23 protein-coding genes are annotated in these 20,501 nt (G+C 66.7%); 5 read left to right on the top strand and 18 right to left on the bottom strand.

Annotated features, from left to right (window positions below; genetic code table 11):
* Window positions 1-3 precede the first annotated feature (3 nt).
* The 3 genes from NK214_RS15985 to hemC are packed head-to-tail and all read right to left on the bottom strand — an operon-like array spanning window position 4 to window position 2,697.
* Window positions 4-1,032 (bottom strand): uroporphyrinogen-III C-methyltransferase, encoded by a 1,029-nt coding sequence (locus NK214_RS15985; RefSeq protein ID WP_107801199.1) that lies wholly within the window; start codon window positions 1,030-1,032, stop codon window positions 4-6.
* Window positions 1,029-1,760, bottom strand: coding sequence for a uroporphyrinogen-III synthase (locus NK214_RS15980; RefSeq protein WP_253314978.1), 732 nt, complete (start codon window positions 1,758-1,760; stop codon window positions 1,029-1,031). The genes NK214_RS15985 and NK214_RS15980 overlap by 4 nt, the downstream gene beginning before the upstream one ends.
* A gap of 7 nt (window positions 1,761-1,767) precedes the next feature.
* Window positions 1,768-2,697 (bottom strand): hydroxymethylbilane synthase, encoded by a 930-nt coding sequence (hemC, locus tag NK214_RS15975; RefSeq protein ID WP_253314977.1) that lies wholly within the window; start codon window positions 2,695-2,697, stop codon window positions 1,768-1,770.
* Between the two features lie 295 nt (window positions 2,698-2,992).
* On the opposite strand from hemC, the gene ppc reads away from it, so the two are divergent.
* On the top strand, window positions 2,993-5,692 hold the full coding sequence (gene ppc, locus NK214_RS15970) for a phosphoenolpyruvate carboxylase (RefSeq protein WP_253314976.1): 2,700 nt from the start codon (window positions 2,993-2,995) through the stop codon (window positions 5,690-5,692).
* Window positions 5,693-6,123: 431 nt separating this feature from the next.
* Here the strand turns inward: ppc and NK214_RS15965 are convergent, their stop codons facing one another.
* The 4 genes from NK214_RS15965 to hemL form a co-directional block, all read right to left on the bottom strand.
* Window positions 6,124-6,936, bottom strand: coding sequence for a DUF2145 domain-containing protein (locus NK214_RS15965; protein ID WP_253314975.1), 813 nt, complete (start codon window positions 6,934-6,936; stop codon window positions 6,124-6,126).
* Complete coding sequence (locus NK214_RS15960) at window positions 6,923-7,381, bottom strand: hypothetical protein (protein ID WP_253314974.1); 459 nt, start codon at window positions 7,379-7,381, stop codon at window positions 6,923-6,925. Before NK214_RS15960 ends, NK214_RS15965 begins: the two co-directional genes overlap by 14 nt.
* A gap of 61 nt (window positions 7,382-7,442) precedes the next feature.
* Window positions 7,443-10,169 carry a DEAD/DEAH box helicase gene (locus NK214_RS15955; protein ID WP_253314973.1) on the bottom strand — a complete coding sequence of 909 codons (2,727 nt, stop codon included), beginning with the start codon at window positions 10,167-10,169 and terminating at the stop codon, window positions 7,443-7,445.
* A gap of 40 nt (window positions 10,170-10,209) precedes the next feature.
* Window positions 10,210-11,487, bottom strand: coding sequence for a glutamate-1-semialdehyde 2,1-aminomutase (hemL, locus tag NK214_RS15950; protein WP_253314972.1), 1,278 nt, complete (start codon window positions 11,485-11,487; stop codon window positions 10,210-10,212).
* 156 nt (window positions 11,488-11,643) lie between these two features.
* On the opposite strand from hemL, the gene NK214_RS15945 reads away from it, so the two are divergent.
* The gene (locus NK214_RS15945; protein WP_253314971.1) at window positions 11,644-12,237 is read left to right on the top strand and encodes a DJ-1/PfpI family protein; all 594 of its coding nucleotides are present in this window, start codon (window positions 11,644-11,646) and stop codon (window positions 12,235-12,237) included.
* Between the two features lie 45 nt (window positions 12,238-12,282).
* Here the strand turns inward: NK214_RS15945 and NK214_RS15940 are convergent, their stop codons facing one another.
* The 7 genes from NK214_RS15940 to NK214_RS15910 all read right to left on the bottom strand — a co-directional run bounded on the left by NK214_RS15940 (window position 12,283) and on the right by NK214_RS15910 (window position 15,521).
* Window positions 12,283-12,744 (bottom strand): CYTH domain-containing protein, encoded by a 462-nt coding sequence (locus NK214_RS15940; protein WP_107801191.1) that lies wholly within the window; start codon window positions 12,742-12,744, stop codon window positions 12,283-12,285.
* Between the two features lie 63 nt (window positions 12,745-12,807).
* The gene (locus NK214_RS15935; protein ID WP_253314970.1) at window positions 12,808-13,278 is read right to left on the bottom strand and encodes a hypothetical protein; all 471 of its coding nucleotides are present in this window, start codon (window positions 13,276-13,278) and stop codon (window positions 12,808-12,810) included.
* Window positions 13,279-13,291: 13 nt separating this feature from the next.
* Window positions 13,292-13,708, bottom strand: a complete 417-nt coding sequence (locus tag NK214_RS15930) for a CopD family protein (RefSeq protein WP_253314969.1) — start codon at window positions 13,706-13,708, stop codon at window positions 13,292-13,294.
* On the bottom strand, window positions 13,705-14,094 hold the full coding sequence (locus tag NK214_RS15925; protein ID WP_107801189.1) for a glyoxalase/bleomycin resistance/dioxygenase family protein: 390 nt from the start codon (window positions 14,092-14,094) through the stop codon (window positions 13,705-13,707). Before NK214_RS15925 ends, NK214_RS15930 begins: the two co-directional genes overlap by 4 nt.
* A complete protein-coding gene (locus NK214_RS15920; RefSeq protein WP_107801188.1) occupies window positions 14,091-14,447 on the bottom strand; it encodes an MmcQ/YjbR family DNA-binding protein in 357 nt (118 codons plus the stop codon). Before NK214_RS15920 ends, NK214_RS15925 begins: the two co-directional genes overlap by 4 nt.
* A gap of 2 nt (window positions 14,448-14,449) precedes the next feature.
* Window positions 14,450-15,268 (bottom strand): M48 family metallopeptidase, encoded by an 819-nt coding sequence (locus tag NK214_RS15915; protein WP_227105698.1) that lies wholly within the window; start codon window positions 15,266-15,268, stop codon window positions 14,450-14,452.
* Between the two features lie 88 nt (window positions 15,269-15,356).
* Window positions 15,357-15,521, bottom strand: coding sequence for a rubredoxin (locus tag NK214_RS15910; protein WP_039756174.1), 165 nt, complete (start codon window positions 15,519-15,521; stop codon window positions 15,357-15,359).
* Between the two features lie 108 nt (window positions 15,522-15,629).
* On the opposite strand from NK214_RS15910, the gene thiD reads away from it, so the two are divergent.
* Both thiD and thiE read left to right on the top strand, forming a co-directional pair.
* Entirely contained in the window at window positions 15,630-16,472 is an 843-nt protein-coding gene (thiD, locus tag NK214_RS15905; protein WP_227105696.1) for a bifunctional hydroxymethylpyrimidine kinase/phosphomethylpyrimidine kinase, read from the top strand.
* On the top strand, window positions 16,456-17,082 hold the full coding sequence (thiE, locus tag NK214_RS15900) for a thiamine phosphate synthase (protein ID WP_253314968.1): 627 nt from the start codon (window positions 16,456-16,458) through the stop codon (window positions 17,080-17,082). The genes thiD and thiE overlap by 17 nt, the downstream gene beginning before the upstream one ends.
* A gap of 71 nt (window positions 17,083-17,153) precedes the next feature.
* On the opposite strand, the gene NK214_RS15895 is transcribed toward thiE, so the two are convergent.
* Both NK214_RS15895 and NK214_RS15890 read right to left on the bottom strand, forming a co-directional pair.
* The gene (locus NK214_RS15895) at window positions 17,154-17,438 is read right to left on the bottom strand and encodes a hypothetical protein (RefSeq protein WP_146176757.1); all 285 of its coding nucleotides are present in this window, start codon (window positions 17,436-17,438) and stop codon (window positions 17,154-17,156) included.
* A 386-nt stretch (window positions 17,439-17,824) separates the two neighbouring features.
* Entirely contained in the window at window positions 17,825-18,622 is a 798-nt protein-coding gene (locus NK214_RS15890; RefSeq protein WP_107801184.1) for a hypothetical protein, read from the bottom strand.
* A gap of 391 nt (window positions 18,623-19,013) precedes the next feature.
* On the opposite strand from NK214_RS15890, the gene NK214_RS15885 reads away from it, so the two are divergent.
* Entirely contained in the window at window positions 19,014-19,385 is a 372-nt protein-coding gene (locus NK214_RS15885; RefSeq protein ID WP_107801183.1) for a cupin domain-containing protein, read from the top strand.
* Here NK214_RS15885 and NK214_RS15880 read toward each other — a convergent pair.
* The gene (locus NK214_RS15880; protein ID WP_253314967.1) at window positions 19,339-20,187 is read right to left on the bottom strand and encodes an amidohydrolase; all 849 of its coding nucleotides are present in this window, start codon (window positions 20,185-20,187) and stop codon (window positions 19,339-19,341) included. The two genes, NK214_RS15885 and NK214_RS15880, sit on opposite strands and share 47 nt — an antisense overlap.
* An 11-nt stretch (window positions 20,188-20,198) precedes the next feature.
* The gene (locus tag NK214_RS15875) at window positions 20,199-20,462 is read right to left on the bottom strand and encodes a hypothetical protein (protein WP_235085766.1); all 264 of its coding nucleotides are present in this window, start codon (window positions 20,460-20,462) and stop codon (window positions 20,199-20,201) included.
* Window positions 20,463-20,501: the final 39 nt, after the last annotated feature.

Here is a 20,501-nt window from a genome sequence, read left to right as displayed (position 1 = left end):
GGTTTATTCTCCTGCCGCGCCTTGGGCGTCGCGCACCGATTTGAGGCTGGCGTTCATGTCCGGCAGCGCCACGTCCAGCGGCGCGCCTTCCAGTTCGCCCAGCGTGCCCAGCCATTGGGTGACGGCTGGAGCGTCGCGGTCGAAGTAGCGCTGCACATAGCTGCGCGCGGCCACGATGTCGGCGGCGAAGGTCTTGCCGTCGCGCTGGATCAGCGCCAGGCGCGCGTCCAGCAGGCGCATTTTCAGGTTTTCCCGCAGGAAGAAGGCTTGCTCCGGCGACAGCAGCAGCGCTTCGGGCTTGTCCATGCGGCGGATATGGATCAGCTCGCCCAGGCTCTTGCTGACGTCGGCCACCAAGCGTTCCCACAGCGGCGCGCTGGCCGGCGTCGCGGCCTTGGCCTGCGGTTTCTGGCTGGCTAGGCGGTGGGCGTCCACCGCCAGCGGCAGGCTGTCGGCGGACAGCATCAGCCGGTCCAGCTTGACGGTGAGGCCGACGCTGTCCAGATAGGGCAGGGCCTTGAGTTTTTCCAGGTCGGTGGCCACCGCCTTTTTCACGCCGATCAGCTGCGGGCGGTCGAACTTGGCCAGGCGCGCGTCCACCATTTCCAGCGCGGACACGGCGGCCGGCACATTGCCGGCCAGCTGCAATTGCTGGCTGGCGATGGCCAGGGTGTGCTCGACTTCGGACAGCAGCCAGTCGGTGCGGTTCTTGGTCAGTTCCTGGTACATGCCGTTCAGCGTCGCGTATTGGCCGGCGGATTCGTTGACGCGGGCCTCCATCAGCGCCAGCCGGCCTTCGGTGGCGCGGTTGGCGCTGATCGCCTGCTCGGTCATCGCGCGCAGCTCCTTGGCGGATCCGCTGCCTTCGGCCAGCCGGCGCGCCAGTTCCTGGCGGGCGGCGGTCAGTTCCTGCTGGGTGCTGAAGTACTGCCAGCCGGACACGCCCAGCGCGGCGATGGCGATCAGCAAGGCCGGACTCAGCGATTTCTTGGACTCGGGTTTGGCGGTTTCGGTGATCTGGGATTCGCTCATGGGTGACGACAGAACCATTTTTTAAGGCCGGCGACCAGCGCGCTGTCTTCGGCCCGGGTTGTCATGATGCGCGTCGCGCCTTGCGCGGCGAGCCGGTCGGCCACGCGCGGATGCGGCACGCAATATAGCAGGCATTGTAACGTCCTGATTCGACTGGGGCCAGCGAGACGGAACAATTGCTCTACGATTTCGCCGGAAGTGACGATTACCGCGTCCGGCGGCGCGAGGTCGAAGGCCGCCCAGTCCGGCGCGCCGTCCAGCCGACGGTAGATTTCGGCGAACTCCACCGCCGCGCCGCGCGCGGCCAGGCTTTGCGCCAGCAGCGGCCGGCCGCCGACGCCGCGCACGATCAGCACGCGCTGTCCGCGCATATCGGCCAGTTCGGGCAGGGCCAGCAAGGCTTCGCTGTCGCTGCCCTCGGCGGGGTGCAGCGCCGTTCGGCCGCTGAGCGCGGCCAGCTTGGCGGCGCTGGCGCGGCCGACGCAGACCAGCCGCTTGGCGGCGAGGTCCAGCGTTCGCAGCGCCGGCCAGGCCTGATCTATGGCGCTGGGGCTGATGAAGACCAGGCAGTCCGCCGCCGCCGCTTGTTGCGGCAGCGCCGCCAGCGCGTCTGGCTGCGGAGCGATCTCCATCAGCGGCAGATGGCCGGCGTCGAAGCCGGCGGCGGCGAGCAGGCGCAGCAGCTCGGCGCTTTGCGCCAGCGGGCGGGCGACCAGGACGCGCGGCATCGCCGTCTCAGCGCGGGTCGGCCAGCACCGCCTCGATCAGCGGGCCGGCGCCGTCGTCCAGCAGCTTCTTGGCCACGACGCGGCCCAGCGCGTCGGCGTAATCGGCCGGGGCGCTGGCGCTGGCGGTCAGCATCACCGAACCGTCCGGGCTGGCGACGAAGCCGCCCAGCGTCAGCGTGTCTTCGCTGAGGGTGGCGAAGGCGCCCAGCGGCACCTGGCAGCTGCCGCCCAGCTCGCGCGCCAGCGCGCGCTCGGCGCTGACACAGGCGTGGGTGGCGGCGTGGTTCAGCGGCGCGAGCAGCTGCATCAGGTCGGCGCGGTCGGCGCGGATTTCGATGCCCAGCGCGCCTTGGCCGGCGGCCGGCAGGCTTTCCGACGGCGGCAGCTCCTTGCGGATGCGCTCGGACAGGCCCAGGCGCTTGAGACCGGCGGCGGCCAGGATGATGGCGTCGTATTCGCCGTCGTCCAGCTTGCGCAGCCGGGTTTGCACATTGCCGCGCAGCGGCTTGACCACCAGCCACGGATAGCGGGCGCGGATCTGCGATTCGCGGCGCAGGCTGGAGGTGCCCACCACCGCGCCGTCCGGCAGCTCCGACAAGTCCGCGCAGCGGGCGGACACCAGCGCGTCGCGGGGGTCTTCGCGCTCGCAGATGGCGGCCAGCGCGAAGCCTTCCGGCAGCACCATCGGCACGTCCTTGATCGAATGCACGGCCAGGTCGGCGCGGCCTTCGGCCAGCGCCACTTCCAGCTCTTTGACGAACAGGCCTTTGCCGCCGATCTTGGACAGAGTCTTGTCCAGAATCTGGTCGCCCTGGGTGGTCATGCCCAGGATGTCCACGCTGAGGTGGGGGTAGAGCGCTTGCAGCCGGGCCTGGATATGTTCGGCCTGCCACATGGCCAGCCGGCTCTCGCGGCTGGCGATGACGATTTTGTCCATGAAAACCGGTTTCCGATTGGGCTATGTGCTTGGATGGCGGGCATTCTAGCACGCCGGCCCGACGCGCAGCGCCGCGGCATCGTCCAGGCGGGGGCGTAAAGCTTGATGTTGCGCAATGCGCAGTCAGGTCAATATCTAACGGCTTAAATGACAGTAGTGTTGCCACTACAGCGGCAAGCCTGCTTATGATGTTTTGCATGCGAAACGAATCGTCTGAAGTCAGCGACCGCGCTGACTTGAGCTGATTCAAAACTAGGAGCGGCCACGGCCGCTCGTCATCATCAAGGAATACCGAATGAGCGATTTAGACAAGGACTTGCCGCTGCGCGCCGATCTGGCGCGCCTGGACCGCGCGCTGGCCGAAGTGTTGAGCGAACAGGCCGGCTCCGAGGTCTACGCCGAGGTGCGCGCCATCGCCGGCCGCAGCGCGGAGGAACGCAGCCAGCCCTTGGCGGCGGAATTGAGCCCGGCGGCGGCGATGGCGCTGGTGCGCGCCTGCGGCCTGTACGCCCAGCTGTTCAATATCGCCGAGGATCTGCACCATGTGCGCCGCCGCCGCGCCCACCGCCAGGCCGGTTCCGCGCCGCAGCAGGGCAGCCTGTCGCGCGCGCTGGGCAAGCTGAAGGCGGACGGCGTCAGCATCGCCATGCTGGCCGACACCCTGCGCGACGCCTATGTCGGCGCCATCCTCACCGCCCACCCCACCGAGGTGCAGCGCCAGAGCGTGCTGGACGGCCACCGCGCGGTGCGCCGTTTCCTGGGCAAGCTGGCGGCGGCGGACCTGACGCCGGAAGAAGAAGAGGAGCTGGAGGCCAAACTCAAGCGCGTGATTGTCGCCTTGTGGCAGACCTCGGAAATCCGCCACTTCAAGCTGGCGGTCAAGGACGAGATCGAAAACGGCGTCGCCTACCACCCGCTGACCTTCTTCCAGGCCTTGCCGGCGCTGTATCAGCGCCTGGACCGGCAGATTGAGGCCACCTGGGGCCAGACGACGCCGTTGCCGTCCTTCATCCGCGTCGGCAGCTGGATAGGCGGCGACCGCGACGGCAACCCCAATGTCGACGCCGTGGTGCTGCGCCACGCGGTGACGCGCCAGGCGCAAGTGGCCTTCGAACATTATCTGTACGAGCTGGCGGCCTTGTACCGCGAGCTGTCGCTGTCGCAGCGCCTGGTCGGCGTCAGCCCGGCCCTGGTGGGTTTGGCGGCGTTGACGCCGGACCAGGAGGAGAGCCGCCGCGAGGAGCCGTACCGGCGCGCGTTGGCGGCGATGGAGGCGCGGGTGCTGGCCACCGGCCTGCGGCTGGGCGTGAGCCTGAGCGGCCGCTGGCCGGCGGGCCGGCCCTATGCCGACCAGGCTGAATTCCAGGCCGATCTCGCGGTGCTGGACGCCTCGCTACGCGAACACGGCAGCGCGACGCTGGCCGACGGCCGGCTGGCGGAACTGATCCGCGCGGTGGACGTGTTCGGCTTCTTCCTGATGCCGCTGGACCTGCGCCAGTTCGCCGGCAGCCACGAGGCGGTGGTGGGCGAGCTGTTCGCCCGCGCCGGGCTGGAGGAGTTCGCGGCGCTGGACGAGGCGGCGCGGACCCGGGTGCTGCTGCGCGAGCTGGCCACGCCGCGGCTGCTGTATTCGCCCTATCTGGACTACAGCGCCGAAGCGGAGAAGGAACTGGCCATCTTCCGCGAAGCAGCCTTGATCCAACGCCAGTTCGGCGTGGACGCCATCGGTCAGAGCATTATTTCCAATTGCGCCCAGGTCAGCGACATCCTGGCGCTGGCGCTGCTGCTGAAGGAGGCCGGCATGATCCGGCTGGTGGACGGGCAGCCGCGCGCCAGCGTCAACCTGGTGCCCCTGTTCGAAACCATCGCCGATCTGGACCGCAGCGCTCAGGTGATGACGGCGCTGTTCGCGCTGCCGTGGTACCAGCAACTGCTGGACAGCCGCGGCCGCATGCAGGAAGTGATGCTGGGTTATTCCGACAGCAATAAGGACGGCGGTTATCTGACCAGCCAATGGCAGCTCTACCAGGCGGAAAAGCGGCTGGTGCGCTGTTTCGCCGACGGCCGGGTCAAGCTGCGGCTGTTCCACGGCCGCGGCGGCTCGGTGGGCCGCGGCGGCGGTCCGTCGTTCGAAGCCATCATGGCGCAGCCGGCCGGCAGCGTGGCCGGCCGCATCCGCATCACCGAGCAGGGCGAGGTGATCGCGTCCAAGTATTCGGACCCGGCCATCGGCGGCCGCAACCTGGAAGCCCTGGTGGCGGCGACGCTGGAAGCCAGCCTCAGCGGCTGCGCCAGCTGCGAGACCGACGAGACGGTGTTCGACGAGTTGTCGGACGCCGCCTACCGCGCTTATCGCGAGCTGGTGGAAGCGCCGGGCTTCATGCAGTACTTCCTGGAGGCGACGCCGATCAACGCCATCGCCAAGCTCAATATCGGCAGCCGGCCGGCCTCGCGCAAGAGCCTGGCCTCGATCAAGGATTTGCGCGCCATTCCCTGGGTGTTCTCCTGGTCGCAATCGCGGGTGATGCTGCCCGGCTGGTTCGGCGTCGGTTCGGCGGTGCGCGCCTTTATCGAGCGCCACGGCGAAGCCGGCCGCGCGCGCCTGCAAAGCCTGTATCGCAGCTCGCCGTTCTTCCAGGTGGTGTTGTCCAATATGGAGCAGGTGCTGGCCAAGGCGGATCTGGGCATCGCCCGCCGCTTCGCCGGCCTGGTGGAGGACCGCGCGCTGGCCGAGGCGCTGTTCGGCCGCATCCAGGCCGAGTGGCAGGCCACGCTGGACGCTTTCTACGCCGTCACCGGCCAAAGCGCGCTGTTGGAGAAGAACCCGACGCTGCACCGCAGCCTGGAAACGCGCTTGCCGTATCTGGACGCGCTGGGCCTGTTGCAGGCCGAGTTGCTGAGCCGGCTGCGCCGTCAGCCGGACGACGCCGAGGCCTTGTACGCGATCCATCTGACCATCAACGGCACTTCGGCCGGCTTGCGCAACAGCGGTTGAGGCCAGGCGCGGCGGCGGCACAGGCCCGTCGCCGCGCTATGTAGGCCGGTTTTGCTGCTGGAGCTCGTTTTTGATCATTTCAGATCGGGCTAATGGCCTAAATGATGATTTAGGGCCGGTTCCGCCCTGACCGAGCGAAGCGTCGCGAGGGAATCAAACGGAAAGGGAGATTTGCGCGAGCCAATCGCCCCATCGCTGAGCGAATCAAAGATTCTCAAAGATTCTCAGTGATGGGGCGCTAAGGTCGCGGTGCTCGAACAAGCCGCCGCTTAAAACCCGCGAAGCGAAGTTGCTGCGTAGCTAAAACCGCGGGCCCGCCACCCGACGGCAGGTTTGAAGGGCGCCGGGGCGCGTCGAATACGAAGTCTCCTACGTATCTACGCAGCATCTCGAGGTACTCATAAAAGATCGTGAACAGGCTCTAGGCCAAGTCAAGGCGCGGGGATGTCCAACACTTGCCAGCCCTCCTTGCGGGCCTGCAGGAAGTTCATCACCGAATCCACGGTCACGGTCTGGATGCGGTCGGCGTAGCGCATCTCGTTGGGGTGGTCGTCGAAGGCGACATTGGCCTTGAACATGCGGCCGCCCAGCCGCGTCAGCGGCCCCAGCTTGAGTTCCGACGGCGCGTAGCCGTTGAGCTTCAGCCACATTTGCGCCTGTTCGCGGTTGGCGATGCGCGCTTCCTGGCTGGCCGAGGCCGCCAGCGTTTCCAGCACCCAGGTGTTGGAGTTTTCGTAGCGGGTGGCGAAGGGATAGGCCAGCAGGCTGTATTGCGGGGTGTGCAGTTCGCGCAGCCGCGGCGGCGTCTGCAGCCGTTCGCGCAGGCGGGCGGCCAGCGCCGGCGGCGGCAGCAGCGCCACCGATTCGAAGGAATACATATCGTCGAGGAAGAAATTGCCCAGGCCCTCGTACCACAGGTCGGAGCTGGCGCTGCCGCAGTCGTTGAGCAGGTGGGCGACGCGCCAGCGGCCTTCCGGCTGGCGGTAGGCGATGCCGACATGGGTGTAGCGCAGCTTGAAGCGCGACAGGTCCTGGCCGACGCGGCCGATCACCGCGACGTCGCCGCCGCTGGCGTCCAGCTTTTGCCGCAGCTGTTCGGCGGCGGCCATCGCCTTGCCGAAGGTGGCCGGGGTGATGGTTTGTTCCTCGCAGCTGCGGCCGGCCTGGGCGGCGTGCGGCAACAGCAGGCAGAGCGCCAGGCCAAGGCCGGCGAGACGGGCGGGCAGAGCGTCAGGACGGGACACGGTTGTGCTCCAGCAGGGCCTCGCCCAGCTTGTTGGGGATGAAGGCCAGCACTTTGCCGGAGGTGACCAGCATGGTGCCGCTGGCCACCGCGGTGACTTGCACCGAGGCGCCGACCGCGGCGCCGGTGGCTTTCAGCGCCTTGCCGGACAACTCCACCACCAGCTTGGCGCCGCCTTGCGCCGCGTCCAGCGACATCTTGACGGTGTCGCCGGCGCCCTGGGCCAGGCCGGTGATCACATAGGCGCTGCCGGTCACCGCCAGCACTGGGGCCAGCAGCGATTCGCCCTTGCCCTGGGCGCTGCCGGCCACGCTGATCGCCGGCGCGGCGACGATGGACAGGGTGCCGACGGAGATTTTCTCGGAGGCGGTGTCGGTCTGGGACAGGCCGGCCCAGGCGGGCAGCGCGGACAGCAGCAGGCTGGACAGCAGGAGGGCTTTGAGCATGGATAATCCGGAATCAAGGAAATGACGCCAGCTTGCCCATTTTATGACGAAAGGGCAATGCTCAGCTTTGGCGCAATAGTGCCAACAGCGCCGCGCCGTCCAGCCGCGCGCTGAGATCGCCGCCGTCCAACAGGCTGTCGGCCAGCTCGCGCTTGCTGGCGTGCAGCGCCACGATCTTTTCTTCTATGGTGTGCTGGGCCACCAGCCGGTACACCGTCACCGGCCGCTGTTGGCCCATGCGGTAGGCGCGGTCGCTGGCCTGGTCTTCCACCGCCGGGTTCCACCAGGGATCGAGGTGGATCACGTAGTCGGCGGCGGTCAGATTGAGGCCGGTGCCGCCGGCTTTCAGGCTGATCAGGAACACCTCGCCGTCGCCGGCCTGGAAGGCGTCCATGCGCGCCTTGCGTTGCGCGCCGGGCACCGCGCCGTCCAGATACTGGTAGCGGATGCCTTGCTCATCCAGCCAGCGGCGGACGATGGCGAGGTGATCGACGAACTGGCTGAACACCAGCGCCTTGTGGCCGTTGTCCAGCAGTTCCAGCATCAGTTCGCGGAACAACGCCTGCTTGGCGGAGGGCAAGGCGCTGTCCGGCTGGGTCAGCGTCGGGTGGCAGCAGAAGCGGCGCAGCCGGGTCAGTTCGGCCAGCACTTGCATCGCGCCGCCCTCGGCCTCGCCCGGCTGGCCCAGCTTGTCCAGCGCCTGCTGACGCATCGCCTCGTAGACTTCCATTTCCGCCTCGCTCAGCGGGACGGCGCGGGTGATGTCGGTGCGCGGCGGCAACTCGGTCAGCACCTGTTGCTTGGTGCGGCGCAGCAGATAGGGGCGGATCAGCGCCTTCAGCGCGTCGCGGGCGTCCTCGTCGCCGTCGGCGATGGGCTGGGCGAAGCGCTGCTGGAATTTGTCCTCGTTGCCCAGCAGGCCGGGCGCGACGAAGCGGAACAGGCTCCACAATTCGCCCAGATGGTTTTCCACCGGGGTGCCGCTGGCGGCCAGGCGGAAATCGGCGTAGAGCGCGTGGGCGGCCTGGGCGCGCTGGCTGGCGGCGTTCTTGATTGCCTGCGCCTCGTCCAGCACCACGCTGGCCCAGCGCACCTCGGCGAAGGCGTCGGCGTCGCGTTGCAGCAGACCGTAGCTGGCCACCACCAGATCGCCGGGGCCGGCGCTGTCCAGCCGTCGTTGTTGCTGGTAGGGCCGCAGCCGCAGGCTGGGCGCGAAGCGGGCGGCCTCGGCCAGCCAGTTCAGCGCCACCGAGGTGGGCGCCACCACCAGCTGCGGGCCGAGCGTGGCGCGGCTGAGCAGGAGCGCCAGCGTCTGCACCGTCTTGCCCAGGCCCATATCGTCGGCCAGGCAGGCGCCGGCGCCCCAGTGGGCCAGCCGCGCCAGCCAGTTGTAGCCTTGCTGCTGGTAAGGCCGCAGCGTGGCGCGCAGGGTGTCCGGTATTTCGGGTTCGAAGCTTTGCAGCGATTGCAGCCGCCGCCATTGTTCATTCCAGCCCGCGTCGCCGTCGAAAGCGCCGGCCTCGGCCGCCAGTTCGCCCAGTCGCGGCGCGGCCAGCGGGCTCAGGCGCAGGCCGCCGGGCGCGGCGTGGTCGGCCAGCAGCGTCAGCTGGCGCAGGCGGGCGGCGAGGGAGTCGGACAGCGCCAGCCAGTCGCCGTCGGACAGGCGCAGGTAGCGGCCGGACTGGCCGGCCAGCGCTTCCAGCAGATGGCGCAGCGCCAGGATGTTGCCGTCGTCCAGCCCCAGTTCGCCGTCCACTTCCAGCCAGCCGCCCTTGCGTTTGGCGCTCAGTTTCAGCTGCGGCAGGCCGACGCCGGCGCGGATGCGCTGGCGCTGGCCGGACGGCCATTCGCATTGCAGGGTGTCCGCGTCCAGCGTCTGCAGTTCGGCCAGCAGGTCCAAGGCCGCCTGCTGGCCGTCCACCGCCCATTCGTCGCCGTCGCGGCGCGCGGCGGCCAGCGTCGGGCAGGCGGCGTGGACCCGGCGCTGGCGGGCGCGCTCGGCGGGAAGGTCGCGCTTGAGCTGCAGCGCGACGCCGTCCGCGCTCACCACCAGGCCGGGCGCGCCGCGGCCGGGCGCGTACAGCGCGCTGGCCGGGTGCGGGCGCACTTTCAGCTGCAGCCGCAGGCCGGCCTCGTCCAGCCGCAACAGCGCGCGCAGAACGGCGTCGGCCGGCTGGCTGGGCAGGCTGTCGTCAAAGCTGGCGCTGACGTCGTGCAAGGGCAGTTCCGGCGCGATGTCGCGGATGGCGTCCAGCACTTTCTTGCGGGCGTGCCAGGGCAGGCTCAGGCTGTGGCCGAGCAGGGCGGCGATCTGGCGCACCTCCTCGTCCAGCCGGTAGACCGCGAGACGGTCCGGCGCCAGCTTGCGCCACAGCACGCCGGCGCAGGCGGCGATGCCGGGCGGGCTCAGCCGCAGGGAGATCTGTTCGCCCTGGCGCTCCAGTTCCAGCGCCACTTGGCCGGCCTCCACCCGCAGCGCCTGTTCCGGCGCGTCGGCCCAGTACAGCGCCGGGTGGCCGACCAGCAGCGGCAGCGCGGCCAGCGCGTCCAGCGCCGCGTGGCCGTCGGCGGCGATGTCGGCCTGCAAGGCGGCCAGCGCGCGCAGGATCAGCCGGTCCTGGCCGCCGAGCCAGTCCAGTGCGTCCTGTTCCGCCAGCAGTCTGGTGAGCGGCAGGCGCCGGCCGCGGCCGTAGCCGTCGGGACCTCGCGTTTGCTCGCAGGGCTGCAGTTCCACGCCAGAGGCTTCGACGCGCAGCCGCCAGGCCAGGCGGGTGGGGGGAGTGTGCATGCGGGAAGGCGCCGCCGCGCGGAGGCGGCGGCGTTCAGGCTTAGACGCGGCTCAGCGCGCGGGCGGCGGCGGCCAGGGTCTGCTCGATGATGTCGTCGCTGTGGGCGCTGGAGACGAAGCCGGCTTCGTAGGCGGACGGCGCCAGGTAGACGCCTTCGTCCAGCATCGCGTGGAAGAAGCGCTTGAAGCGTTCGATGTCGCAGCGGGTGGCTTCGGCGTAGGACTTGGGCGCGTGCTCGCTGAAGTAGAAGCCGAACATGCCGCCCACGCTGTCGCTGCTCATGGTCACGCCGGCCACGCGCGCGGCGTCGGCCAGGCCCTGGGCCAGACGCGCGGTGCGGCGGCCCAGCTCTGCGTGGAAGCCCGGCTGCTGGATCAGCTTGAGGGTGGCGAGGCCGGCGGCCACTGACAGCGGATTGCCGGACAGGGTGCCGGCCTGGTAGACGTTGCCCAGCGGCGCGATGCAGGCCATGATGTCGGCGCGGCCGCCAAAGGCCGCCAGCGGCATGCCGCCGCCCACCACCTTGCCCAGCGTGGTCAGGTCCGGCTTGACGCCGTGCAGACCCTGGGCGCAGTTCAGCGCCACGCGGAAACCGGTCATCACTTCGTCGTAGATCAGCACCGCGCCGTGTTGTTCGGTCAGGCTGCGCAGCGCCTGGACGAACTCGGCCGAGGGCTGGATCAAATTCATATTGCCGGCGATCGGTTCCAGGATCACGCAGGCGATCTGGCCGCCGATTTCGCGGAAGGTCTTGTCCAGCTGTTCGACGTCGTTGTACTGCAGCACCAGGGTGTGCTTGGTGCAGTCGGCCGGCACGCCGCCGGAGGACGGGTTGCCGAAGGTGAGCAGGCCGGAGCCGGCCTTGACCAGCAGACTGTCCGAGTGGCCGTGGTAGCAGCCTTCGAATTTGACGATGAGGTCGCGGCCGGTGAAACCGCGCGCCAGGCGGATCGCCGACATGGTGGCCTCGGTGCCGGAGGAGACCAGGCGCACTTGCTCGACCGAGGGCAGCAGCTTGCGGATTTCCTCGGCGATCAGCACTTCGCCCTCGGTGGGCGCGCCGAAGGACAGGCCGCCGACGGCCGCTTCCTGCACCGCGCGCACCACGTCCGGATGGGCGTGGCCGACGATGGCCGGACCCCAGGAGCCTACATAGTCCAGATACTGTTTGTCGTCGGCGTCCCAGAAGTAGGCGCCTTCGGCGCGCTGGACGAAGCGCGGCGTGCCGCCGACCTGGCCGAAGGCGCGCACCGGCGAGTTGACGCCGCCGGGGATGGATTTCTTGCCACGTTCAAACAGTTCCAGATTGCGGGACATGTGCGTTTCCTTGTCGGGCGGCCGCGGCCGCGGGTGTGTTCGGATTGGGCGCGGGCGCTGGACCCGCCATTGGCCGCTATTTTAACCGAGGCTGGCGTGGGTGGGCTATGAGTGATATATGCTTTTGACCATGTCATTTTCGATAGAGAACGCGTCATGAAAAAAGCCGTATTTTTCTTATTGGATGAGTACGCCGAGTGGGAAAGCGCTTTTCTGGCCAGCCGGCTGGCGATGAGCAAGCAGTGGTCGGTGGCCACGGCCTCCTTGGAACGGGGCGTGTGCAAATCCATGGGCGGTTTTACAACGGTTGTTGACTACGCGCTGATGGATATTCCCGGCGATACCGCGCTGTTGGTTTTAGTCGGCGGCAACGCCTGGGACCTGGATAGCTCTGAGTTGAGGGAGAGGGTTGCCGCTTGCTTGGCAACAGGGGTTGTCGTGGCGGCAATTTGCGGCGCGGTGGATTTTTTGGCGCGGAATGGCTTGTTGAATGATTATCGCCATACGGGCAATGCTCAGCATTTGTGGGCGGAATATCCGGAATATCGCCATCACGCAGGCTTTATCGCAGCGCAAACGGTGCGGGATAGAAACCTGACCACAGCGAATGGAACCGCGGCCATGGAGTTTTCGGAAAGCGTATTAAAATCTTTGCACGTGGGTGATTCGGCGGGAATAGAGATGGAGCATAAGTTATTTAAAATGGGCTACCATGATTACGTTCTGCAATATGGCAACCCATTCGCATAGCCTTGATCCGAACCATCGCTAATCCATGGCGTCAGGCCGGCAAGACTACCAGCGGCTATAGGGGTTCTTGGACAGATAGGCGTTGGTGTAGCGGCCGTCCTCGGTGACTTCCTCGCCTATCCAGGCAGGCTGGTCGAAAGGGGTGCTTTCATCCGGCAGCTCGATTTCGGCCAAGACCAGGCCGGCGTTGTCGCCGAAAAATTCGTCCACTTCCCAGATGAAGCCGCCGTGCTCGATGCGGTGGCGCAGCTTGTCCACCACCATCGGGCACATCGCTCCCATGATGGTTTGCGCGTCGGCCAGCGGCACCGGGTATTCGAACTCGTGGCGGCTGACGTTGCTGATATTGCTTTTCAACGTCAGCCAGGCCTGATCTCCGACCACGCGCACGCGCACGGTGCGTTCCTTTTCCACCGACAGATAACCCTGGCGGTATTGCACGCCTGGGGCCAGGCCGCGCCAGGCGTCGCCTACGACGATGAAGCGGCGTTCGATTTCCACTGCCATTTTATACCTACTCCAGCCAATTCAACGCTGTATCGCCGCAGCGCAGCGGACATTGAACAGCTTCTAATGGGCGATCTGTTCGCCCTTGGGTTTACCGCAGGTTTCCGCCCGCGGCGAGATCTGCAGATACAGCGACAGGCTGCTTTGCTGAGAGACTACACCGCTGCTCTGGCCGTAAGGCGTGGCGCGTTGCGGCCAGCTCCCCACCAATTCCGGCTGCGCGCCGATCAGGGTCTGGGCGCTGACCACGCGTTTGCCGTCCTGGTCGCTCCAGCTGGCGTTGGCGTTCAGCAAGGGTTTGTGCTGGGCGCGCGCCACGGAGACGGTGCCGCCGATGCTGAGCAGGGCGTCGCCGACCTCCCGCTGGCCGGAAAAAGCGCCCTTGGCGTCCACGCACATCGGCAGCCGCAGCAGCTCCGCGCCGTCGCGGCGCAGCGTGGCCACCACTTCCGGCGGCAGCGCCGGTTTGGGCGGCAGCGGGGTGGCGGCCCAGGCGGGCAGGCAGCCCAGCCACAATGCAATCCATTTGCGCATGCGATCCATCTCCTCAGAACGGTTTGACCACCACCAGAATCACCACCGCCAGCAATACCAGCACCGGCAGTTCGTTGAACACGCGGAACCAGGTATGGCTGCGGCGGTTGGTTTTGGCGGCGAAGTCGCTGTAGAGCTTGCCGCAACAGCCGTGGTAGCCGACCAAGAGCAGCACCAGGGTCAGCTTGGCGTGCAGCCAGCCGCCGCCGATGCCGAAGCCCAGCCACAGGCCAAGACCGGTGGCCAGCGCCAGCGCGGCCAGCGGGGTCATGAAGCGGTAGAGCTTGCGCGCCATCAGCAGCAGGCGCTGGTATTCGGCGTCCTGTTCCGCCAGCGCCAGATTCACGTAGAGGCGCGGCAGGTAGAACAGCCCGGCGAACCAGGACACCACGAAAAAGATGTGAAAGGCTTTCAGGTAAAGGTAGCTCACGGTGTCCTTGTCCTTGTGGCGGGCGTCCATGGGCCGCGCAAACCGATGCAATTGCCCCATGGGTCCCGCAATTGGCAGATGCCCTGTTGCGCTTCTATCGCCAGCGGGCCGCGATACAAGGCGGCGCCCAGGCCGGTCAGCCGATGGATGTCGGCGTCCAGGTCGCCGCTGCGCCAATAGACGACGCTGCCGGCCGCGCCGGAGCCCACCTTGGCGTCGGCCCGCACGATTTCCAGCCGGACGCCCTGCCATTCCAGGCAGGCGAAGTCGAAATCGGGCAGGTCTACGGCTTGCGCCGCTGGAAAAGCCCGTTGATACCAGGCGAGTCCGGCGCGCCAATCGGCGACGTGAATCAGCACCGCGGCGATGGGCCCGGCTGCGCTCATGCGCTGGCCTCGTAGCGCTGTCTGACCGCCTTGGGCAGCTTGGCCAGCACCAGGCGCCGCGCGTCGGCGAGGCCGTCGTGCAACTGCTCCAGGCTCAGCGCCTCCAGCGACGACACTTCTATCCAGCGCGCCCGCGCCAGATACGGCGCCGGCCGCACCCCGGGCAGGCCGCTGAGGACGAGAAAATCGTCGTCGGCCACCTTGTACATCACCGTGTCGTCGTTGAACAGGGCGAACATCTTGCTTTCCAGGCTGAGCACGCGCCGGGTTTCCCACTTGATGTCGAACTGGGCGCCTGGCAAGGCGCGGGCCTGGGCCAGCAGCGCGTCCATATCCTCTTTGCGCAAGGGCATGTTCAGCCTTTCTTCGCGGCCTGGTACAGCGGCATCACTTGCGGGATGCGCTGCTGCAGGTCGTGGATGCGGGTGGGGCCGGACGGGTGGGTGGACAGGAATTCCACGCCGCCGCCATTGCCGGCCGCCTGCATTTTGTTCCAGACGTTGACCGCGGCGTTGGGGTCGTAGCCGGCGCGCGCCATCAGTTCCAGGCCCATGATGTCGGCCTCGGATTCCATGGTGCGGCTGTTGGGCTTGGACAAGGCCACGTCGGCGGCCATCGCCGCCATGTCCAGCTGGTTCTGCCTGAGGCCGGCCACCGCGCCCACCAGCGACAGACCCACTTGCTGCGCGTAGGCCTGGCTCATGCTTTCGCGCGAGTGCTCGCGCAATGCGTGCGAGATTTCATGGCCGATGACGGCCGCCAGTTCGGCGTCGCTCAGCTTGAGCTTGGTGATCAGGCCGGAGTAGACCATGATCTTGCCGCCGGCCATCGCGTAGGCGTTGGGTTCGTCATTGCGCATCACATTGACTTCCCAACGCCATTTGGCGGCGTCGGGACGGAATACCGGCGCCTGGGCGATCAGGCGCTGGGAGATTTTGCGCACCCGCGCCGTCATCGCCGCGTCGGCGTTGAGCTGGCCGCCGGCGCGCGCCTTGCCCAGCTGCTGGGCATAGGATTTGGCCGACATCTGCTCCACTTCCTGGCTGGACAGCAGCATGGTTTGACCGCGGTTGACGCCGACGGCGCCGCCCTGGGTGGTGTTGACCTGGGCACAGCCGGCGAGGGCGGCGGCGACCAGCAGGCCGGCCAGGGTTTTGCTCCAGAAACTTTTCATTGCGGTATGGCCTCTTGAGCGCCGGACGCCGCCTGGACGGCGAGCTGCGGCGCGGCGGGAAATCGCGGCGGACGCGGGTGGCGCCGGCTCAGATTTCCACCATTTCGAAATCGTCTTTGCGCGCGTCGCAATCCGGGCAAGTCCAGTTGGGCGGAATGTCTTCCCACTTGGTGCCCGGCGGGATACCATCCTCCGGACGGCCGGCTTCCTCGTCGTAGATAAAGCCGCAGATCAGACACATCCAAGTACGCATCGCATCACCTTGTGATCGAGTAAAACAGTTATTCTAAGAGTGGTCCGCGACACTGACAATGCGCCCGCCGGCCGCTCCGCCCATATACAGAACGAAGAGGTTTCCGTCTTGACCACTCAGCCCACTCCTCCCGTGGTCCTTACCCTGGCGGGCTCGGACCCTTCCGGCGGCGCCGGCATCCAGGCCGACATTCTGACGCTGGCCAGCCTGGGATGCCATCCCTTGTCGGTGATCACCGCGATTACGGTGCAGGATACCGTCGGCATCAATGACTTTATGGTGCTGGACGCGGACTGGGTCAATGACCAGGCGCGTTTTCTGATGGAAGACATTCCGGTCACCGCTTTCAAGATCGGCATGCTGGGCAGCGTGGAGAACGTGGCGGTGGTGGCGCAGCTGATCGCGGACTACCCGGACATCCCGGTGGTGCTGGATCCGGTGCTGGCCAGCGGCGGCGGCCACGAGTTGGCCGACGAGGACCTGATCGCCGCGATGCGCGACATGCTGATTCCGCAGGTGTCCATCCTGACGCCCAACAGCATAGAAGCGCGGCGCATCGCCAGCAACGACGCCGACGAGGACGAGGATCTGACGCTGGAGCAGTGCGCGCAGCGCATCCTGGCGCTGGGCTGCCCGCACCTGCTGATCACCGGCACCCACGAAAACACCAAGGAAGTGGTCAACCAGCTGTACGGTCCCGGCGGCCTGGTGCGCTCCGACGCCTGGGAGCGTCTGCCGGGCAGCTACCACGGCTCCGGCTGCACGCTGGCCTCGGCCATCGCCGGCATGCTGGCCACCGGCCTGCTGTTGCCGGAAGCGGTGCGGGAGGCGCAGGAATACACCTACCAGGCCTTGCTGAACGGTTTCCGGCCCGGCATGGGCCAGTTCCTGCCGGATCGGATGTTCTGGGCGCGCGGCGACGACGAGGACGACGATGCCGGACAGGCTTAAGGGGCTGTACGCGATCACGCCGGACACCGAGGACAGCGCGCGGCTGCTGAGCCTGGCGCAGGTGGCGGCGCCGCACATCGACATCCTGCAATACCGCAACAAGAGCGAGGACGCGGTTTTGCGTCTGGAGCAGGCGCAGGCGCTGGCCGAGCTGTGCCGGCGCAAGGGCGTGGTCTTCATCGTCAATGACGATGTGGAGCTGGCGGCGCGCGTCGGGGCCGACGGCGTGCATCTGGGCCGCGACGACGCCGCCCTGAGCGCGGCGCGGCGGCGGCTGGGCGCCGGCGCGCTGATAGGCGCGTCTTGCTACGACAGCCTAGAGCGGGCGCGACGGGCGGCGGAGGCCGGCGCCAGCTACCTCGCCTTCGGCGCGGTGTTTCCGTCCGGCACCAAGCCGGACGCGGCGCGCGCGGGGCTGGGTCTGTTTTCCGAGGCGCGCAGCTTGGGCGCGCCCCTGGTGGCGATAGGCGGCATCCATGCCGGCAACGCCGGACAGGCGCTGGCGGCCGGCGCGGATGCGATCGCGGTGATAGGCGGCGTGTTCGGCGCGGCGGACCCGGCCGCCGCGGCCGGGGAACTGGCGGCGATATGCCGCCGGGGCGGCCGCTGAAAGCAAAACCGCCGCGCATGGCGCGGCGGTTGGAGGATGCTCGGGTTCGGGTTTGGCGTCTGTTCGCGGTCTTAGACCTGGCTGGGCCGCGAACTGCCGTCGATCAAGGCCTTGCTGACCTCGCCGGGCTTGATGATGCCGTGTTCCACGCTGTAGGCCAGCAGCTCCAACAGGTAGTCGTGACGGAAAATCAACGATCCTTCCCATTCGCTGCCTTGCTCGCCCTGGATGGCGGGCAGGGTGATGATCACGCGTTCGCCGTCTATCGTGTCCAGCGCGAAGGCCTCCACGTTTCTGGCGATTCCCGATAAGGATCTTGCAGAATGCTTGCCATAATTCAAGGCGCGTATGCTCATTGCTGACTCCTGTCGCATCATGGTTTCTCTTTGGCCCGCGTTGATCTTGAAATGGCCGCCGCTTCGCCGTCCTGGCGTCGCCTTGCGACGCCCGCCTGAGGCGGCGCGCAGGCGGGAGGCGCTTGGCGTTGCGCAAGGGCTGGATTTGGCGGCGTTTCAAGTTTTTTTATTGTCGAGCGGCCGGCATCCCGATAGTGCGTCGCGGCGTCGCGCTTGAGGCGCGAACCGGCGAGATGCGTCGGCCGCCCGGCTTCGCCGCGTGATGGGCCGGCGATATCGGCATGGGATGGCAGTCCGGCCGCGCGGTGTACCGCTCCAGGCTCAGAGCATAGCGTTTTTATGCTTATGGGGTAACTCCAGAAAAATGGAGAATACCCAGTTGGATATCACAGCTGTTTGGAGCCGATCAGCCGGCTAAAAAGCGAGGTCGGCATTTTGCGGTGCATGCCGGCGGCAATCAGCGCATCGCATAATTCGGCGCGTCGTTGAGAGGGCAGGCCCAGTTTTTCGCAGATATAGTTTTTGCTCTTGATAATAGAATCCGCCACCCGGGTTTTGGGCTTGGGCCGATATTTGTTCATGAAGTCGGCGATTTGCTTGAAGTCCCAATTCAGCAGCATCAGGAAGCAGACTTCCTGTTCGTATTCCGTCAATTCCACGTCGAGCAGTTTCAATTCGCCCTGCACCTGTTCTATGCTGCAGCCGGCGCCGAATTCCAAAATGTAATTGGGCATCAGGTTGATGAAGTTGGCGATCTCGATTTCATGCGCGTAATAGATGGTGCCCAGGATGGAGCGCGTCGCCTCGTGCTTGAGCAGATGCTTGGAGAACACCCGCGCCTTGAGGCCGTCTCCGTATTCATGCACGTTGAGGATGGAGACCTTGCGCGTCGGATCGCAGGTTTGCATCAGCGCCAAGTCTTCCTGCACATAGCAATCGGCGAACTGGGCGGTGCCTTCGCAGGGCATTTCCTTGTCCAGACGGTCCACCACGTCGTCTCCGCGCTTGAGCGCCACGATTCTGGCGTAGGCGTCGCTGGACGCCAGATGACGGGAGTTGGCGTCTTTGGCGCCGACGATCATGTCGGTCTGGCCGGAGATCTGGGTGACGGATTGGCGGAACTGAGCCACGAATTCGCTTTGCTCTTCGGTGAAGCGTTCAGGGGAGACGAGCTGATAGTCCATAATGTGCGCCTGGTGCGGAGGTTGGTCATGTCGGGGTGCGCTGTCTTGGCCTCGCTGTCGCGTCGGCCGCCGTCCAATGGTTGCTGAGCGTTGGCGAGATGCTTGGAATGGCGTTGAAACCGGTTTTGAAACGCGGCGCGCAGTATGCGCGCGCGTTCCTAATGCCGCAACGCCGTGTCTCGCTCTTGTTCGCTAAGCTTTGAACAGGCTCTAAGCTGGGCACTTATAGATTTTTTGTTCCGATAGTGTCAATGCGAATGGCCGTTTGGCCTTGATTAACTGTACTAAAGGATTAAGGCGCACGGAGAAGGCGCATAAGGCGCGCAGGTTTGAAATAATAGCTCGCTTTTAATGTTTGTTTTGTCCGCTATTACGGTTTGTTAGGAATATCATGAAGGTGATTGATTGGCAGTTGGAACTTGAAAACGGCGTTTACGACAAGAGCGTGGGCATCAAGATTTTGAAATTGGCCGGCGACGCCGGCTTCAGCACGTATTTAACCGAAATCGCCCCCGGGGTGGCCATCAACGGTCATTATCATCGTCATGGCGACGAGCACTACCATATCGTCAGCGGCCGAGGCGAGATGAGGCTGGTGGATGTGGCCACCGGGGCGGCGCGCGCCCATGAGGTGGCGGAGCGGAGCTCCTTCGTGGTGCCGGCCAATACCCAGCATCAACTCAGTAATACCGGCGCCGCGCCGCTGGTGTTGATGTTCAGCTGTCCGGCCAGTCATCTGGCGGAGGATCGCCACTTTCTGTAGCCGCGTCGAAGCGGAACAGCCGGGCGGGCGTATCGTGAGTGATGCGTCGGCGGCGTTCCGCGTCCGGCAGCCACTGTTCCAACAGCTCCAGCGTGCGGGCGTAGCGGATGGAGCCGAACTGAGTATGCGGCCAATCGCTGCCCCATAGCAGCCGCCCCGGCCCCAGCGCGCTGTCCAGCAGCGGCAGCGCGGCGCGGGCGATGTCCTCGCCGCGGCCGGCTAGGCCGTTGCGATAGGCCGCGGAAATCTTGACCCAGACGCGGCCGCTGGCCGCGCCGGCGTCCAGCATGCGGCGGAAGCCGGGATCGTCCACCCCCAAAGCGGGATGCGGCCGGCCGAAGTGGTCGATGACCACCTTGACTCCGGCGTCCAGCAGCGGCGGCAGCAAGACCGGCCAATCCTGCGCCGCGCGGTGCACCTCCACTTGCCAGTCCAGGCTGGCGGCATGCGCCAGACAGCGGCGCCACGCCGGCGAGTGCAGGTCCGGTAGCGGCCGGCCGATCAGATTCAGCCGCAGGCCGACGACGCCGGCGTCGTCCATCGCGCGCATGGCCGGCAGCGGACAGTCCGGCGCGATCACCGCGATGCCGCGCAGCCGCCCCTCGCTCTCGCGCAGCCCCTGCAATAAATAGCGGTTGTCCGTGCCCAGAAAGCTGGGTTGCACCAGGACGCCGCCGGCGATGCCGAACTGATCCAGCTGAGCCAGATAGGCTTGCAAGGGGGCGTCCCGGTACGGCTTGTAGCGCAGCGGGGCGGTGCCTATCAGCTGACGCAGAAAGATGTGGGCGTGCCCGTCTATCATCGGCGCCGGATTCAGCCGCAGGCCTGACAGGCGCCGCCGCGCACGGCGCCCAGGTCCAGCGCCGCGTCGATGTCGGCGGCGTCCAGCACTTGATGCCGGATGCTGTGGGACAAGAGGGCGAGCAGGTAGTCGCGCCGGAAAATCGGCGAGCCCTCCCATTCGCTGCCGGCCGTGCCCAGGATGATGGGCGAGGTGATGATGACCCGCTCGCCCTGGATGGTGTCCAGGGCGAACTCGTCATCGGTGATCTGGTTGGCGATTTCGTCTAATGCCATGGTGACCTCACAATTTCGATGAAATGGCGCGTCCGCCGT

Source organism: Chromobacterium sp. S0633 (genome assembly GCF_024158805.1).
Lineage (GTDB): Bacteria > Pseudomonadota > Gammaproteobacteria > Burkholderiales > Chromobacteriaceae > Chromobacterium.
Note: the sequence above shows the minus strand (reverse complement) of the source record. Positions and strands in the feature narration are given on the sequence as shown.